This is a genomic window from Mesorhizobium sp. M0894 (assembly GCF_040319725.1).
Lineage (GTDB): Bacteria > Pseudomonadota > Alphaproteobacteria > Rhizobiales > Rhizobiaceae > Mesorhizobium.
The window spans coordinates 344,158-357,297 of record NZ_JAMYOG010000002.1; the positions used below are offsets into that span (position 1 = coordinate 344,158).

13 protein-coding genes, 1 tRNA gene and 1 pseudogene are annotated in these 13,140 nt (G+C 61.3%); 7 read left to right on the forward strand and 8 right to left on the reverse strand.

Annotated features, from left to right (window positions below):
- Window positions 1-24: 24 nt before the first annotated feature.
- Both NKH91_RS04990 and NKH91_RS04995 read right to left on the reverse strand, forming a co-directional pair.
- The gene (locus NKH91_RS04990) at window positions 25-441 is read right to left on the reverse strand and encodes a hypothetical protein (RefSeq protein WP_352844096.1); all 417 of its coding nucleotides are present in this window, start codon (window positions 439-441) and stop codon (window positions 25-27) included.
- Between the two features lie 23 nt (window positions 442-464).
- Window positions 465-1,172 carry a metal-dependent hydrolase gene (locus tag NKH91_RS04995; RefSeq protein WP_023717758.1) on the reverse strand — a complete coding sequence of 236 codons (708 nt, stop codon included), beginning with the start codon at window positions 1,170-1,172 and terminating at the stop codon, window positions 465-467.
- 117 nt (window positions 1,173-1,289) lie between these two features.
- Here NKH91_RS04995 and ruvX point away from each other — a divergent pair, with 117 nt between their 5' ends.
- Complete coding sequence (gene ruvX / locus NKH91_RS05000; RefSeq protein ID WP_023717759.1) at window positions 1,290-1,775, forward strand: Holliday junction resolvase RuvX; 486 nt, start codon at window positions 1,290-1,292, stop codon at window positions 1,773-1,775.
- On the opposite strand, the gene NKH91_RS05005 is transcribed toward ruvX, so the two are convergent.
- The 3 genes from NKH91_RS05005 to NKH91_RS05015 form a co-directional block, all read right to left on the reverse strand.
- Window positions 1,742-2,053 (reverse strand): DUF6105 family protein, encoded by a 312-nt coding sequence (locus NKH91_RS05005; RefSeq protein ID WP_023717760.1) that lies wholly within the window; start codon window positions 2,051-2,053, stop codon window positions 1,742-1,744. The two genes, ruvX and NKH91_RS05005, sit on opposite strands and share 34 nt — an antisense overlap.
- Window positions 2,053-2,607, reverse strand: a complete 555-nt coding sequence (locus tag NKH91_RS05010; protein ID WP_023717761.1) for a hypothetical protein — start codon at window positions 2,605-2,607, stop codon at window positions 2,053-2,055. Before NKH91_RS05010 ends, NKH91_RS05005 begins: the two co-directional genes overlap by 1 nt.
- Window positions 2,608-2,770: 163 nt before the next feature.
- Window positions 2,771-4,399: a DNA alkylation response protein gene (locus NKH91_RS05015; protein ID WP_023717762.1), complete on the reverse strand. Its 1,629-nt coding sequence runs from the start codon at window positions 4,397-4,399 to the stop codon at window positions 2,771-2,773.
- 155 nt (window positions 4,400-4,554) lie between these two features.
- Between NKH91_RS05015 and NKH91_RS05020 the strand changes: the two genes are divergently transcribed.
- From NKH91_RS05020 to dprA, 4 genes are read left to right on the forward strand one after another with little or no spacing between them, the layout of a single operon-like run.
- Entirely contained in the window at window positions 4,555-5,520 is a 966-nt protein-coding gene (locus NKH91_RS05020) for an aspartate carbamoyltransferase catalytic subunit (protein ID WP_352482274.1), read from the forward strand.
- A complete protein-coding gene (locus NKH91_RS05025; RefSeq protein WP_023717764.1) occupies window positions 5,517-6,803 on the forward strand; it encodes a dihydroorotase in 1,287 nt (428 codons plus the stop codon). The genes NKH91_RS05020 and NKH91_RS05025 overlap by 4 nt, the downstream gene beginning before the upstream one ends.
- A gap of 58 nt (window positions 6,804-6,861) precedes the next feature.
- Complete coding sequence (plsY, locus tag NKH91_RS05030; protein ID WP_352844098.1) at window positions 6,862-7,449, forward strand: glycerol-3-phosphate 1-O-acyltransferase PlsY; 588 nt, start codon at window positions 6,862-6,864, stop codon at window positions 7,447-7,449.
- Entirely contained in the window at window positions 7,446-8,582 is a 1,137-nt protein-coding gene (gene dprA, locus NKH91_RS05035; protein ID WP_352844100.1) for a DNA-processing protein DprA, read from the forward strand. The genes plsY and dprA overlap by 4 nt, the downstream gene beginning before the upstream one ends.
- Before the next feature lie 103 nt (window positions 8,583-8,685).
- Here dprA and NKH91_RS05040 read toward each other — a convergent pair whose 3' ends face one another.
- Entirely contained in the window at window positions 8,686-10,194 is a 1,509-nt protein-coding gene (locus tag NKH91_RS05040) for a KAP family P-loop NTPase fold protein (protein WP_352844102.1), read from the reverse strand.
- A 76-nt stretch (window positions 10,195-10,270) separates the two neighbouring features.
- On the opposite strand from NKH91_RS05040, the pseudogene NKH91_RS05045 reads away from it, so the two are divergent.
- Window positions 10,271-10,493 (forward strand): annotated as a pseudogene (locus NKH91_RS05045) (IS481 family transposase); the annotation flags it as partial.
- Window positions 10,494-10,531: 38 nt separating this feature from the next.
- On the opposite strand, the gene NKH91_RS05050 reads toward NKH91_RS05045, so the two are convergent.
- Window positions 10,532-10,607: transfer RNA gene (locus tag NKH91_RS05050), tRNA-Lys, on the reverse strand.
- Between the two features lie 308 nt (window positions 10,608-10,915).
- On the opposite strand from NKH91_RS05050, the gene NKH91_RS05055 reads away from it, so the two are divergent.
- Window positions 10,916-11,395 (forward strand): BA14K family protein, encoded by a 480-nt coding sequence (locus NKH91_RS05055; RefSeq protein WP_023717768.1) that lies wholly within the window; start codon window positions 10,916-10,918, stop codon window positions 11,393-11,395.
- Between the two features lie 148 nt (window positions 11,396-11,543).
- Here the strand turns inward: NKH91_RS05055 and glpK are convergent, their stop codons facing one another.
- Window positions 11,544-13,037, reverse strand: a complete 1,494-nt coding sequence (gene glpK / locus NKH91_RS05060; protein ID WP_023717769.1) for a glycerol kinase GlpK — start codon at window positions 13,035-13,037, stop codon at window positions 11,544-11,546.
- Window positions 13,038-13,140: the final 103 nt, after the last annotated feature.

The window sequence follows — 13,140 nt, forward strand, 5'->3', positions numbered from 1 at the left end:
ACACGCATCGTGCCGACAACTGCCCTACGGCATCGCCACGCCGTCGCAGAGGAAATAGCTGCCACCGTTGCCGCTCTGCTCGCTTTCGTCCGCGGCAGGCCGAACCGAAACCAGGTCGATCTGCTTCGGGTTCATCTGAGTCAGTGAGAGAACATCCGGAAAGACGTAGCCCGGCTCCTGGCAGATGGCGGTCACCGCCCAGCTTGGCGACCGTGTCGCCTTGGTGATCTGCAGGAACTCGCAGTTATATTCGATGCTTTCCAGTCCGTTTGCCGACAGTACGATATTGCCGCCCTCGATCACCGTCTGCAGCGTATCCTTTTTGGCCTGCGCGCAGAGATCCTTCGATTGCAGATAGATGCCCTCGATGAAATCCTCGGCGGCCAGCGCCGGCGATGCGGCAACCAGCATAGAAATGCAAAGAGAGTTTCTCAGACCCATGTCGTCATTCCGGTTCGCTATTCCTACAGCGTAATCGTCTCGCCGATCTTCGGCAACGCCACTTTCACACCCGATCCGTCCAGCCCGGCCACAAACTTGTCGGCGGTCTGATCTATCATCGGAAATGTGCCGAAGTGAGCGGGAACGACCGTCTCGAACTTGAAGAAACGCTGGCAGGCAAGAGCTGCCACCGCGCCACCCATGGTGAAGCGGTCGCCGATCGGCACGATGCCGATCTTCGGCTCATGCAACTCGTTGATCAGCGCCATATCGGAAAAGATGTCTGTGTCGCCCATATGGTAGAGCGTCTTATCCTCGGGGAAGTGCAGGACGAGCCCGCCCGGATTGCCGAGATAGGTGTTCTGGCCGCTCTCGCCTAGAAAGGACGATGAATGCAGAGCCTGAACGAAAGTGGTGGTGAAGCCGCCGCAATCGACGGTACCGCCGATATTGCCGGGATTGATTTGCTTGTCACTGACGCCTTTGCCGACCAGGTACATGCAAATCTCGAAATTGGCGACAAGCATCGCGCCGCTTTTCTTGAGCACTTCGACGGCGCCGCTGATGTGGTCGCTGTGGCCATGGGTAAGCAACACGTGCGTGACCCCTTCGGCCGGCTCTTCCCAGCCGCCTGTCCATGACGGATTGCCGACCAGATACGGGTCGATGAGGATTTTCGCGCCTTCGATTTCGACGCGGAATGCCGAGTGTCCGTACCAGGTAAGTTTCATCAATGCCTTCCTCGATTTTTGCTTCGGTAGAGGCTAGAACGCCGACGGCGAAATTAAAGTGCCGCGGCATATGTTGCGCGTATAGGAAGTGCGGCGTCGCGGTCAAAGGAAAAGCCGTTGGGCATCATCACGATCGAGGAGTTGCCGGGCCGGCTCGGCGGCGGCAAGACCCTGGCTGGGCTTGACCTCGGCGACAAGACGATCGGCGTGGCGGTTTCGGACCGCGGCTTGTCCTTCGCGCACCCGCGCCCTGTCATCATGCGCAAGAAATTCTCGCTCGATGCCGCGGTGCTGCTCGCTCTGCTGCAGAAGGAAAATGCCGGCGCAGTGGTGATCGGCCTCCCCATCAACATGGACGGCTCGGAAGGCCCACGCGCCCAAAAATCCCGCGCTTTCGTCCGCAACATGGCTGGATTGACCGATCTGCCGTTCGTCTTTTGGGACGAAAGGCTGTCGACGGTGGCGGCCGAGCGGACACTGATCGAGATGGATTTTTCCCGCAAGAAACGCGCCGGCAAGATCGATTCAGCGGCGGCGGCCTTCATCCTGCAGGGTGTTCTCGACCGGCTTCAGGCGCTCGGAGTCGATGCCTGGTCGAAATAGCGATTGCGCGTTGCCTTGATCCAGCTGCCGATCGCCTTGCGGCGGCGAAATGCCCAGAACGCCATCAGCAGTAGGCCGTCGAAGACGCAAGCCTTCGCCACCATGCCCGGGATGAGCGCCGGATCGACGCCGAGCATCTGCCCATAAAGCTGGAAAACGAGATCGTGCAATTGGCGGCTCAGCATGACATAGCCGAAATTGATGTCGTTGAGCGACAGAAAGAACCAGCCCCAGAACAGGAGGAGCGGAGCCGCCCACAGCGCGAACAAGGTGCGCATCAGCGATCGTCCCTCGAATCCGGCCGGCCCGAAATGCGCGCAAGCGAGGAATTGTACGCCGCTGCCTTGGCCATGATATGCGCGGCCGCGCGGATTTCGCCGGTCACTGGAACTGCCGCGGCAGCGGCTGAGCGCCGCTCGGCGAGCATCGCGACATATGACGCCAGAAGTGCCGCCAATTGCACGGCGACAACCATGAACAGCCCATTGATGCCTTGCGCAGCGCCGCCGATGACGATCAACGACAGCACGCCCGAGGCCGAGATGAAGGCGATCCGCACAACACTGTCGGCTGGGTCCGGGTTGGTGGCGTCGCTGGTCAATGCTTCAACAAAGGCCCAGCAGAACAGCACCGCGACGACAAGCAATGCCACGGCGAGCGGCGCCACGACGACGGCGTTTTCAAGATCGGCAAAGCGAGTGTTCTGGACGGGAACGCCGAGCACGCCAAGGGCCGCCGCGACGCCACGATTCCCATCGATGCAGATGAACGCCAGCAGGGCGAAAACGGCCGCCCAATGCAATGCCAGAAAAGAGCTCAAAATATGCCGCATGACGCTCCTGCTTCGCAGGACAAAGACCGCTCAGCCGAACAGTCCTCGCCTTAACCATAACACTGGGCTTTGCCACCGGCCGCCGCAATGGAAACCATTTGTTAAGGTTAACGATCATCCACAGGGCGCGCGAAAAAAAGCGGCTACGACCCGGGCGACGGCACTAGTTGATCGGCGGGTAGAGCGTGTCGATGATCATCCGCGCATCGTGGCGCGAATCGAGCATTCCATAGGTGTTGCGCCACTGGCCGGCGAGGCGCGTCTCGACGAAGGCGTCGGCGATCCGCCCTGCCCCCAGCCTGCGAAGCTCTGCCGCCGCCGCCGACAATGCTAATTGCTCGGTCAACAGCCGCGCTGAGCCCTCGTCGGTTGCAGCGACCTGCATTGCTGCCTTGAGCACGCCGACGGTGCCGCGTCCGCCAGCGCCGAGATCGCGGTCGATGCCGGCCAGCACGTCATCGAACAGGCCTGGCGCGCGGCCGAGCACTCGCAACACGTCGAGCGCCATGACGTTGCCTGAACCCTCCCAGATCGCGTTGACCGGAGCTTCGCGATAGTAGCGGGCGAGCGGCCCCTCCTCGACATAGCCATTGCCGCCGAGGCATTCCATCGCCTCATAGAGCAGCGGCGGCGCAATCTTGCAGACCCAGTATTTGACGACCGGCGTCATGGCGCGGGCGAAGGCCGCCTCGCCGCGGTCGCCGGCCGCCTCGTCGAAGGAGCGCGCCAGCCGGAACGACAGCGCGGTAGCGGCGGCAACGTCGAGCGCCATGTCGGCCAGAACACGCTGCATCAGCGGCTGCTCGATCAGATTGGTTCCGAACACCTGGCGGTGGCGCGTATGGTGGACGGCCTCGGCCAGTCCGGCCCGCATGATCGCCGAGGAGGCGACGGCACAGTCGAGCCGCGTCAGGGTCACCATGTCCATGATCGTCTTCACGCCGGCGCCGGGCTCGCCAACCATCTCGCCGATGGCATTGACGAATTCCACCTCGGAGGACGCATTGGAGCGGTTGCCGAGCTTGTCCTTCAGCCGCTGAAAGCGGAAGCCGTTGCCGGATCCGTCGCCAAGCAAGCGGGGAACGAGAAAGCACGACAGTCCCTCCGGCGCCTGTCCGAGCACCAGGAAGGCATCCGACATCGGCGCCGACATGAACCATTTGTGGCCGGTCAGGCGATAAAAACCGCTGCCGGCGCGCTCGGCCTTGGTGACGTTGGCACGAACATCGGTACCGCCTTGCTTCTCGGTCATGCCCATGCCGAGCGTCAGCCCGGCTTTTTCGACCGGCGGCTTTTGGCCCTGATCGTATTTGCGCGTCGTCACCCGAGGCGCCCATTCGCGAAACAGTTTCGGGCTGGCCATCAGCGCTGCCAGCGAAGCGCTGGTCATGGTGATCGGGCAAAGATGCCCGGTTTCGAGCTCAGCCGTGAGGTAAAAGCGCGCGGCGCGCACCTGGTGGCGGCGGCCGATCTCGGCGTCGCCATTCTCCCAGACCGACGAATGCAGCCCGTTGGCGACCGAGCGGCGCATCAGCGCGTGATAGGCGGGGTGGAACTCGACCTGGTCGATGCGCCGGCCCTGGCGATCATGGGTCCTGAGCTTCGGCGTCTCGACATTGGCAAGACGGGCCAGCTCCTGCGCCTCATGCGTCAAAACGAAACGGCCAAGCCCGTCGAGGTCCTTGCGCACCGGATCGGAAAAGCGCTCGGCAAGCTGGATCAGCAACGGATCGCCCCGCCAGGCGTTGCCGCCGGCCAGCGGCGGCGGCTGGTTGGTCACGTCGTCGGTCACGCTTCGTCCTTATCACCTGAAGTCTGCGAATCCAAAGTCATCGCGGTTTATAGCCTATGGCCGGCGGCGCGCGACGAAAATACCGGGGAGAACCGATCCAATCCCAAGCCGGTGCTTGCAGCCGCGGAGCCTCCCCCCTATAGCAGCGACTTGAGATGACTGACGCATCGTCCCTTCCACTTTATCCCCACCGCCATCTTCTAGGCATCCGCGATCTTTCCCCCGCCGACATCGAGCTTCTGCTCGACCGGGCGGACCGGGCCGTTGCCATCTCGCGGCAATCGGACAAGAAGACATCGACGCTGCGCGGCCGCACCCAGATCAATCTCTTCTACGAAGCCTCGACCCGTACGCAATCGTCGTTCGAGCTGGCCGGCAAACGGCTCGGCGCCGACGTCATGAACATGTCGGTGGCAAGCTCGTCGGTGAAGAAGGGCGAGACGCTGATCGATACCGCGATGACGCTGAACGCCATGCGCCCCGACATATTGATCATCCGCCACCAATCGGCGGGCGCGGCGGCACTTCTTGCTCAAAAGGTCGGCTGCTCGGTGGTCAATGCCGGCGACGGCGCTCATGAACATCCAACGCAGGCGCTGCTCGACGCGCTGACCATCCGCCGCGCCAAGGGTCCGTTGTCGAAGCTGATCGTGGCGATCTGCGGTGACATCCTGCATTCGCGCGTGGCCCGCTCCAATATCATTCTGCTCAACGCACTCGGTGCCCAAGTACGGGTCGTCGCCCCTTCGACGCTTTTGCCCGCCGGCATCGAGAAGATGGGCGTCATCGTCACCCGCTCGATGGGCGAGGGTCTGAAGGACGCCGACGTGGTGATGATGTTGCGCCTGCAGCGCGAACGCATGGAAGGCGCTTTCGTACCCTCGGTGCGCGAATATTTCCGCTATTTCGGGCTCGACGCCGAGAAGCTGAAAGCGGCCAAGGACGGTGCGCTGGTCATGCATCCCGGCCCGATGAACCGCGGAGTCGAGATCGCCTCCGAGATCGCCGACGGCCCGCAAAGCGTTATCCAGGAACAGGTTGAGATGGGCGTCGCCGTGCGCATGGCGGTGATGGAAGCGCTGCTCGACCCCCGTCGAAACCACGAGGGCCGCGGCGCATGAGCATAACGGTCTTCAGCCGCGCCCGCATCGTCGACCCATCGCGCGGCATCGACGAGATAGGCACCGTCATCGTCGAAGGGCGCAAAATCGTTGCCGCCGGCAAGGCGGCCTTGAACCAGGGCGCGCCCGAAGACGCCACGATCATCGAGTGCGCTGGTAAGGCGATCATCCCCGGCCTGATCGATGCACGTGTCTTCATCGGCGAACCGGGCGGCGAACACCGCGAAACCATCGCATCGGCGAGCATTGCTGCGGCGGCGGGCGGCGTCACCTCAATCGTCATGATGCCCGATACCGACCCGGTGATCGACAATGTCGCACTGGTCGAGTTTGTGCTGCGCACCGCCAAGGACACGGCAATCGTCAACATCTTTCCGGCGGCAGCGATCACCAAGGGGCTGGAAGGCCGCGAGATGACCGAATTCGGCCTATTGCGCGAGGCTGGAGCGGTCGCCTTCACCGACGGCCGGCATTCTATCGCCAGCGCGCTGGTGATGCGTCGCGCGCTGACCTACGCGCGCGATTTCGACGGCGTCATCGCGCATGAAACCCAGGACGCCGATCTCGCCTCGGCCGGCGTGATGAACGAAGGCCTTTACGCAAGCTGGCTTGGCCTTGCCGGCATTCCTCGCGAGGCCGAATCAATCCCCCTGGAGCGCGATCTCGCGCTGGCTCGCCTGACCGGCGGCTCCTATCACGCTGCCAAGATCTCGACGGCTATGGCGGCAGACGCGGTAGCGCGCGCAAAAGCCGACGGCGCCAACGTCACAGCAGGCGTGTCGATCCACAATCTGTCGCTCAACGAGAATGATGTCGGCGAGTACCGCACCTTCTTCCGGCTGACGCCGCCGCTGCGCGCCGAGGAAGACCGGCTGGCGATGATCGAGGCGGTCAAGGACGGCACCATCGACCTCATCGTCTCCTCGCACGACCCGCAGGACGTCGACACCAAGCGCCTGCCCTTCGCCGATGCTGCGGCCGGCGCCATCGGGCTGGAAACGCTGCTGGGCGCGGCGCTGCGGCTCTATCACAATGGCGACGTGACGCTGCTCCGGCTGGTCGAGACCTTATCCACCGCGCCGGCAAGATTGTTCAGCCTGCCCGGCGGCACGCTGAAACCGGGGGCTTTGGCCGACCTTGCACTCGTCGATCTGGACGAGCCATGGATCGTCAGCGAGAGCGGCATCCGCTCGCGCTCGAAAAACACCTGTTTCGAAGGCGCGCGGCTGCAAGGCAAGGTCTTGCAAACGATGGTGGCGGGCCGCACAGTGTTTTCGGCCTAGGACGGAACAGGCGTCACGCCTTCAAATCCGTTCAGCCAAGGAAAGTTCGGGGGGAACAATGACTTACAGTCCCGTCTTGGCATTGGTGTTCGGCTATCTGCTCGGCTCGATCCCCTTCGGGCTGCTGATCACCCGTGCCGCAGGCCTCGGCGACGTGCGCAACATCGGCTCCGGCAACATCGGCGCCACCAATGTGCTGCGCACCGGCAACAAGGGCCTCGCCGCGGCCACCCTGCTGCTCGATGCGCTGAAGGGCACCGCGGCCGTGCTGATCGCCGGCCGCTTTGCACCTGAGCTCGGACTCTGGGCCGGTTTCGGTGCTTTTCTAGGCCACCTCTTTCCGGTCTGGCTCGGCTTCAAGGGCGGCAAGGGTGTCGCCACCTATCTCGGCGTGCTGATCGGCCTTGCCTGGCAGGTGGCGTTGGTCTTCGCCGTCGTCTGGCTCGCAGTGGCTTTCCTGTTCCGCTACTCCTCGCTCGCGGCGCTGACGACAGCGGTCGTCGTGCCAATCGCCCTCTATTTCCTCAGCACACCGCAGATTGCTGGGCTTTTCGCGGTGATGAGCCTGATCGTCATCCTGAAACATCGGGCCAACATTGCGCGGCTGCTTGCCGGCACCGAAGGCAAGATCGGGGCCAAGGAGTGAGCGAGCCCGCCGCCGGTCCGCGCCTCAGCGACCGGCAGCGGCTGAGCTGGCTTCGCCTAATCCGCACGCCCAATGTCGGCCCGGCTTCCTTTCGCGACCTGATCAACCGGTTTGGTTCGGCCGAAGCAGCACTTGCGATTCTGCCCGAGCTGATGATTTCGGGCGGCGCCAAAAAAATCGTCCGCATTCCGTCCATTGCCGAGGCCGAGGCGGAATTGGAGACTGCCTGGCGGGCCGGTGCCCGCTTCGTCGGCATCGGCGAGGCGGATTATCCGCCGCTGATGAAAAGCATGGATCATCCGCCGCCGCTGCTCGCGGTCAGGGGCAATAGTGCGGTTTTCCGCTTGCCAGCGGTCGCCATCGTTGGCGCTCGCAACGCCTCGCTGGCCGGCATCAAGATGGCGCGAATGCTGGCGGCGGACCTCGGCCGCGACGGCTATGGCATTGTCTCCGGCCTGGCGCGCGGCATCGATACGGCCGCGCACCAGGGCAGCCTTTCGACCGGCACAATCGGCGTGCTCGCCGGCGGCCTCGATTTGCCCTATCCGCCCGAAAATGCCGGCCTATGCGACGAGATTGCCGAGCGCGGCGGCGCCATCATTTCCGAAATGCCGTTTGGCTGGCAGCCGCGCGCGCAGGATTTCCCGCGCCGCAACCGGCTTGTCGCGGGTGCTGCATTGGGGTTGGTGGTGGTCGAGGCCGCACAGCGCTCCGGCTCGCTGATCAGCGCCCGGCTGGCCGGCGAGATGGGCCGGCTGGTCTTCGCCGTTCCCGGTTCGCCGCTCGATCCGCGCGCCGCCGGCGCCAATGGCCTGCTCAAAGACGGCGCCACCCTTGTCACCGAGGCCGCCGATATCACCGGCGCGATCGCGCCGCTGGTCGGCGCGTGGGCGCCAAGGACATCGCCGCTTGAAGAGCCGCCCGACTTTTCGGCAACTCCGCCGCCGCGCGAGGACGACCGCGACCGCGTCGTCGAGGCGCTTGGCCCGACGCCGGTAGCAGTCGACGAGATCATCCGCTACACCGGCCTGCATCCCGCCCAAGTGTTCATGGTGCTGCTGGAGCTCGACCTCGCCGGACGGCTCGAGCGCCATGCTGGCGGCAATGTCTCGCTGGTGTTTGGAAATTCTTGAAATTTCTGCCGAGCGCGATGGCACACATTAACTTGGAGATTGGACAGAACTTGGAGATTGGACAGGCCACGTCTTTGCTAGCAGCCATCTTTGTCAGGCTTGGCTAAGAAGCTTCCTTTAGGCCTAACTCGACCTGCGCCAGCCTACCCGCACTGCGAACAAATCCAGCGAGTTGTCGCTGTATGCTGGGGGCGTCGCGCATAACGCGCACCCCATTCCATTCCGGCGTAAAAGTCATTCTCACGTATTCCGCAGTTGGCGATATTGAATCTGAGTTTCCAAAGTCCATCATCTTTTGCATAGAATCAAACATCTCTGTCGACGATTTGAACGCTTCCGAGATAGAGAACTCACGGGGAACGAGTTCTCTTTCGTATCTTGGGGAAAGCCCGCGAGCATACCGCATGCCCAGCGCGATTGTGGAGTTGTCTGGCATTTTGACAGAGTCCCACTCGACATTTCCAGTGCGGTAAAATGTGGTTGCAAGGGGGAACAGAAGCACCAGATCGATAGGGATCGTACTACTCCAAATGGTGGTCACCGTTCGAACAATGTCCAGAACATGCTGCACCTCACGAAGCTCCATGCCATACCGATCGGATGCGATTACAAGGAAATCGGATGGCCTTTCTAGTGGAGACCTGAGTTTCTTGACGTCTACGTCAGCGAGTAGGGTCTTGATGAACTCGTCCAGAGAGGGCCTTTCAAACACATAGGTTCTATCGAAGAATCTCTTGAGATAGCGGAACCCATCAAAGTATTCGCCATACGCGCCCGAAATAGTGTGCTTGAGTTGCTCGCTGTTGTTAGCGAAAACGAAAACGACATTATCAACGTCGAACAGGTGTTTCACCCGCTCCAGAAGAGCGATCGCGTATGATGGTCGGCAACGGTCCAACTCATCGATCAAGACGAACAGTGGAAGCTTGACTTCCGAAAGAACAACAAGGGCCGTTTCTAACTTGATACGAAAATCCAGGATTGCCTCGTTTTTCCGCTGAAAGATTTCGATTAGCTGTTCGGCGCTTTGATCGATTATCCGTTCGATCTCGATTGAGGCAACTTCAGCTGCAGACGAGACAACATCATCTATCAGAGACCCCGCCTTTTCAGCTTTCACGATACCCTCTCTGGTCTCATCGGCTCCAGTAACGTGCTCAAGCAACGCATCCACGCTTTCGCCAGTGTATCGTTTGACTAGCGTCTTCGCCGCGCCTGCAACAACTCGTCCAATTATAGGAGTGGCGCTCTTTTTAACTGCGCTCCAAGTCACTGACGCTTTGTCGGACTTTTTCTTTGTGAACGGAGCAAGCGCAGCATCAATCGAAGCTAGTATAGTCACAAATGGATCATCCATATGATCATCCCGCCAAGCATTCACTGTTGCCACGAGGTGCCCGGATTTTTTTAATTGAGTGGCAAATCGGTCGACAAAGAACGATTTTCCAGCGCCCCACTGAGCGTCGATATCGATGACATACGACCCGGTCTTTCCTGCTGCTTGGCGTTCGGCAACTCGAGCTACCAAAAACTGCTGTAAGAATGATGCATCTTGTTTGCGGCCTAGCAGATCGTCGGCCCAAATTGCTTCAAGTTCTTCTTCATTTATCATATGTTCCCCAACATTTCAGCGCGGACAATTGTCATCCGTGAGCAAGTGTGTCCAGCCAGAATCCCTGACCGGTGTTATTCTCGTCACCGCCTGCGGCCGCATCTGCATTGCATCGAAAGAAAATCAACGTCTCCACCGTGCTCGCCGGTGAAAGGCTCGGCATCAAGGAAGTGACGACGGTCATTTGGCTCGTCTCCTTCATGCATTATGATTTGGGATACTTCGATGATGAGACATGCAGGCTCGAACCACTCCAAAACCCCTTCGGGCCAAAAGTGTTACCCATGTCTCCGGTATAAACCGTAACCTATGTGTCCGGAACGGACCATCTGGATTTTGGTGAGCGCGATGGGATTCGAACCCATGACCTACTGATTAAAAGTCAGTTGCTCTACCGGCTGAGCTACGCGCTCCCGCGGGCTCAGAAAGGCCGCCCTCGAAATTGCGCGGAACATAGGGAGAGTGCCTCTGCCGGTCAACCGGAAAAAGACGGCTCGCACACCGGGCTTTCCAGCAGTGTCATCATGCCTTGCGGAGCGCTTCGGCGTTGACGGAACTGCCTCCCTCTCGCACAAGGCCGAAGCTCGCCCTCTATGGCGACAAAGGCAAGCAGCAAATCGGGAGAACCTTTGCGGATCAGCAACTTGGGATTTTTGGCGGAACAATTTGCGCAGCCTGCCCGTTTCCCGCGATAAGGGACATGCGTTTCAAGGAGAAGATCATGAATAGGATCATGTCGGGCCTGCTGGCGACCACTCTTTCGATCTCATTCGCTGCCGCGGAGATCGTGCCAGTCAACGCTCAGCCCAGCTATGCGCCCCCGGCCCAGGGGATCACCTCGAATGTCCAGACCGTCCAGTACGAGCCGTGGCGGAGGCACCGGAGTTTCAACCGCGATTTCTCGCGTCGCGATTTCTCCCGGCGCAGTTTTGCGCGTGACGATGGCATGTATTGGCGTGGCCATCGCGGCTATCGCGAATATCGTCGCGGCTATCGCCGTCACGGTGACTACTGGTTCCCGCTGGCCGCCTTCGCCACCGGAGCGCTGATTACGGGCGCTATCGTCAACAGCCAGAATCGTGTCTATCGTGGCGATGCCCACGTGCAGTGGTGCTACGACCGTTATCGGAGCTATCGCGCTTCTGACAACACTTACCAGCCCAACTACGGTCCGCGCCGGCAGTGCCGGTCGCCTTACTGAGTCCTAAAGCGCGTCGCGTTCGATCGGCCTCATGCGACGCGCTATCGCAAAACCGCTGTTTGCGCGACATGCATTAGATTAGAGGCTGCAGGCCCGCGCCCGAAACGGCGCGGGTGTTTCATTAGTGCGTATCCGGTGGCATCCCTGCCTATTGAGTACTGAGCGTCCTGCGTACAGCGTGGCGCCAACCTGCCAGCTTGGCGGCACGTGTCGAAGCATCCATGTCCGGCTTGAACCGGCGCTCGAGCGCCCAACTCCTGGCGAATTCCGCGGCCTTCGGCCAGACACCCGCCTTCGAGCCGGCCAGCCAAGCCGCACCAAGCGCCGTCGTCTCGAGAATTGTCGGCCGGTCGACCGGCGCATCGAGAATGTCGGCCAGCCGCTGCATGGTCCAGTCCGACGCCACCATGCCGCCATCGACCCTGAGCACGGTCTTGGCCGAGGCGCCCTTCCAGTCCTTTCGCATGGCGTCAAGCAGGTCGCGGGTCTGGAAGGCAACGGATTCCAGTGCCGCGCGGGCAAATTCCGCCGGCCCCGAATTGCGGGTCAGCCCGAAGATGGCGCCGCGCGCCTCGGCATCCCAGTGCGGTGCGCCGAGCCCGACGAAAGCCGGCACCAGATAGACGTTCTGCGTTGGATCGGCTTCCGCCGCCAATTTGCCGCTCTGCTCGGCCTTGCCGATCACCTTGATGCCGTCGCGCAGCCATTGTACGGCGGCGCCGGCGATAAAGATCGAGCCCTCCAGTGCATAGGTGGTCTTGCCGTTCAGCCTATAGGCGATGGTGGTCAAAAGCCGGTTCTTCGAACGCACCAGATCGCTGCCGGTGTTGAGCAGCGCGAAGCAACCGGTGCCGTAGGTGGATTTCATCATGCCCGGATCGAAACAGGCCTGGCCGATCGCCGCCGCATGCTGGTCGCCGGCCACACCGAGGATTCTGATCTCTGCACCAAACAGGCTTTTGTCTGTGATTCCAAAATCATCGGCACAATCTTTCACCTGCGGCAGCATTCTTGCAGGTATGCCAAGAATGGCCAGCAGCTCGTCGTCCCAGGCATTTTGTTCGATGTTGTAGACCAGTGTGCGCGAGGCATTGGTGGCGTCAGTGGCGTGGACCTTGCCGCCAGTCAGGCGCCAAATCAGAAAACTGTCGATGGTGCCGGCCAGCAGTTCGCCCTTCTCGGCGCGTTTTCTGGCGCCCTTCACCTTGTCCAGCATCCAGGCGATCTTGGTGCCGGAGAAATAGGGATCGAGTAGCAGGCCGGTCTTTTTTGTGAATTTCTTCTCCAGCCCCAGCTTCTTCAGTTTCTGGCATAGCGGCGCGGTGCGGCGGTCCTGCCAGACAATCGCGTTGTGGATCGGCTTGCCGGTCTCTTTGTCCCAGATGACGACGGTTTCGCGCTGGTTGGTAATGCCGATCGCGGCGACTTCGGCTGCGTTGCGGCCAGCTGTCTTCAGCGCGGCCTTCACCGTTTCCACGACGCTTGCCCATATCTCCTCGGGATCGTGCTCGACCCAGCCGGAGGCCGGATAATATTGAGTGAATTCCTTTTGCCCGCTGCCGACGACCTTCATCTTGTCGGCGAACAGGATCGCCCGGCTCGATGTCGTCCCCTGGTCGATTGCAAGGATGTATCCGGTCATTCTCTCTCCCGTCGAAGCGAATTCAAAGGTGCTACGGTGTCTCGACGCCAGACGGCGCGGAGCCGTTCACGCAAACAGGGGAGACGGCAACATGCCGCCTCCC

Bases quoted from the DNA above. Each gene is read 5' to 3' on its own strand.
- NKH91_RS05005 (WP_023717760.1), bottom strand. From the start codon at position 2,053: ATGCGCACCTTGTTCGCGCTGTGGGCGGCTCCGCTCCTCCTGTTCTGG.
- plsY (WP_352844098.1), top strand. From the start codon at position 6,862: ATGACTTACAGTCCCGTCTTGGCATTGGTGTTCGGCTATCTGCTCGGC.
- NKH91_RS05025 (WP_023717764.1), top strand. From the start codon at position 5,517: ATGAGCATAACGGTCTTCAGCCGCGCCCGCATCGTCGACCCATCGCGC.
- NKH91_RS04990 (WP_352844096.1), bottom strand. From the start codon at position 441: ATGGGTCTGAGAAACTCTCTTTGCATTTCTATGCTGGTTGCCGCATCG.
- NKH91_RS05010 (WP_023717761.1), bottom strand. From the start codon at position 2,607: ATGCGGCATATTTTGAGCTCTTTTCTGGCATTGCATTGGGCGGCCGTT.
- NKH91_RS05055 (WP_023717768.1), top strand. From the start codon at position 10,916: ATGAATAGGATCATGTCGGGCCTGCTGGCGACCACTCTTTCGATCTCA.
- glpK (WP_023717769.1), bottom strand. From the start codon at position 13,037: ATGACCGGATACATCCTTGCAATCGACCAGGGGACGACATCGAGCCGG.
- NKH91_RS04995 (WP_023717758.1), bottom strand. From the start codon at position 1,172: ATGAAACTTACCTGGTACGGACACTCGGCATTCCGCGTCGAAATCGAA.
- NKH91_RS05020 (WP_352482274.1), top strand. From the start codon at position 4,555: ATGACTGACGCATCGTCCCTTCCACTTTATCCCCACCGCCATCTTCTA.
- NKH91_RS05040 (WP_352844102.1), bottom strand. From the start codon at position 10,194: ATGATAAATGAAGAAGAACTTGAAGCAATTTGGGCCGACGATCTGCTA.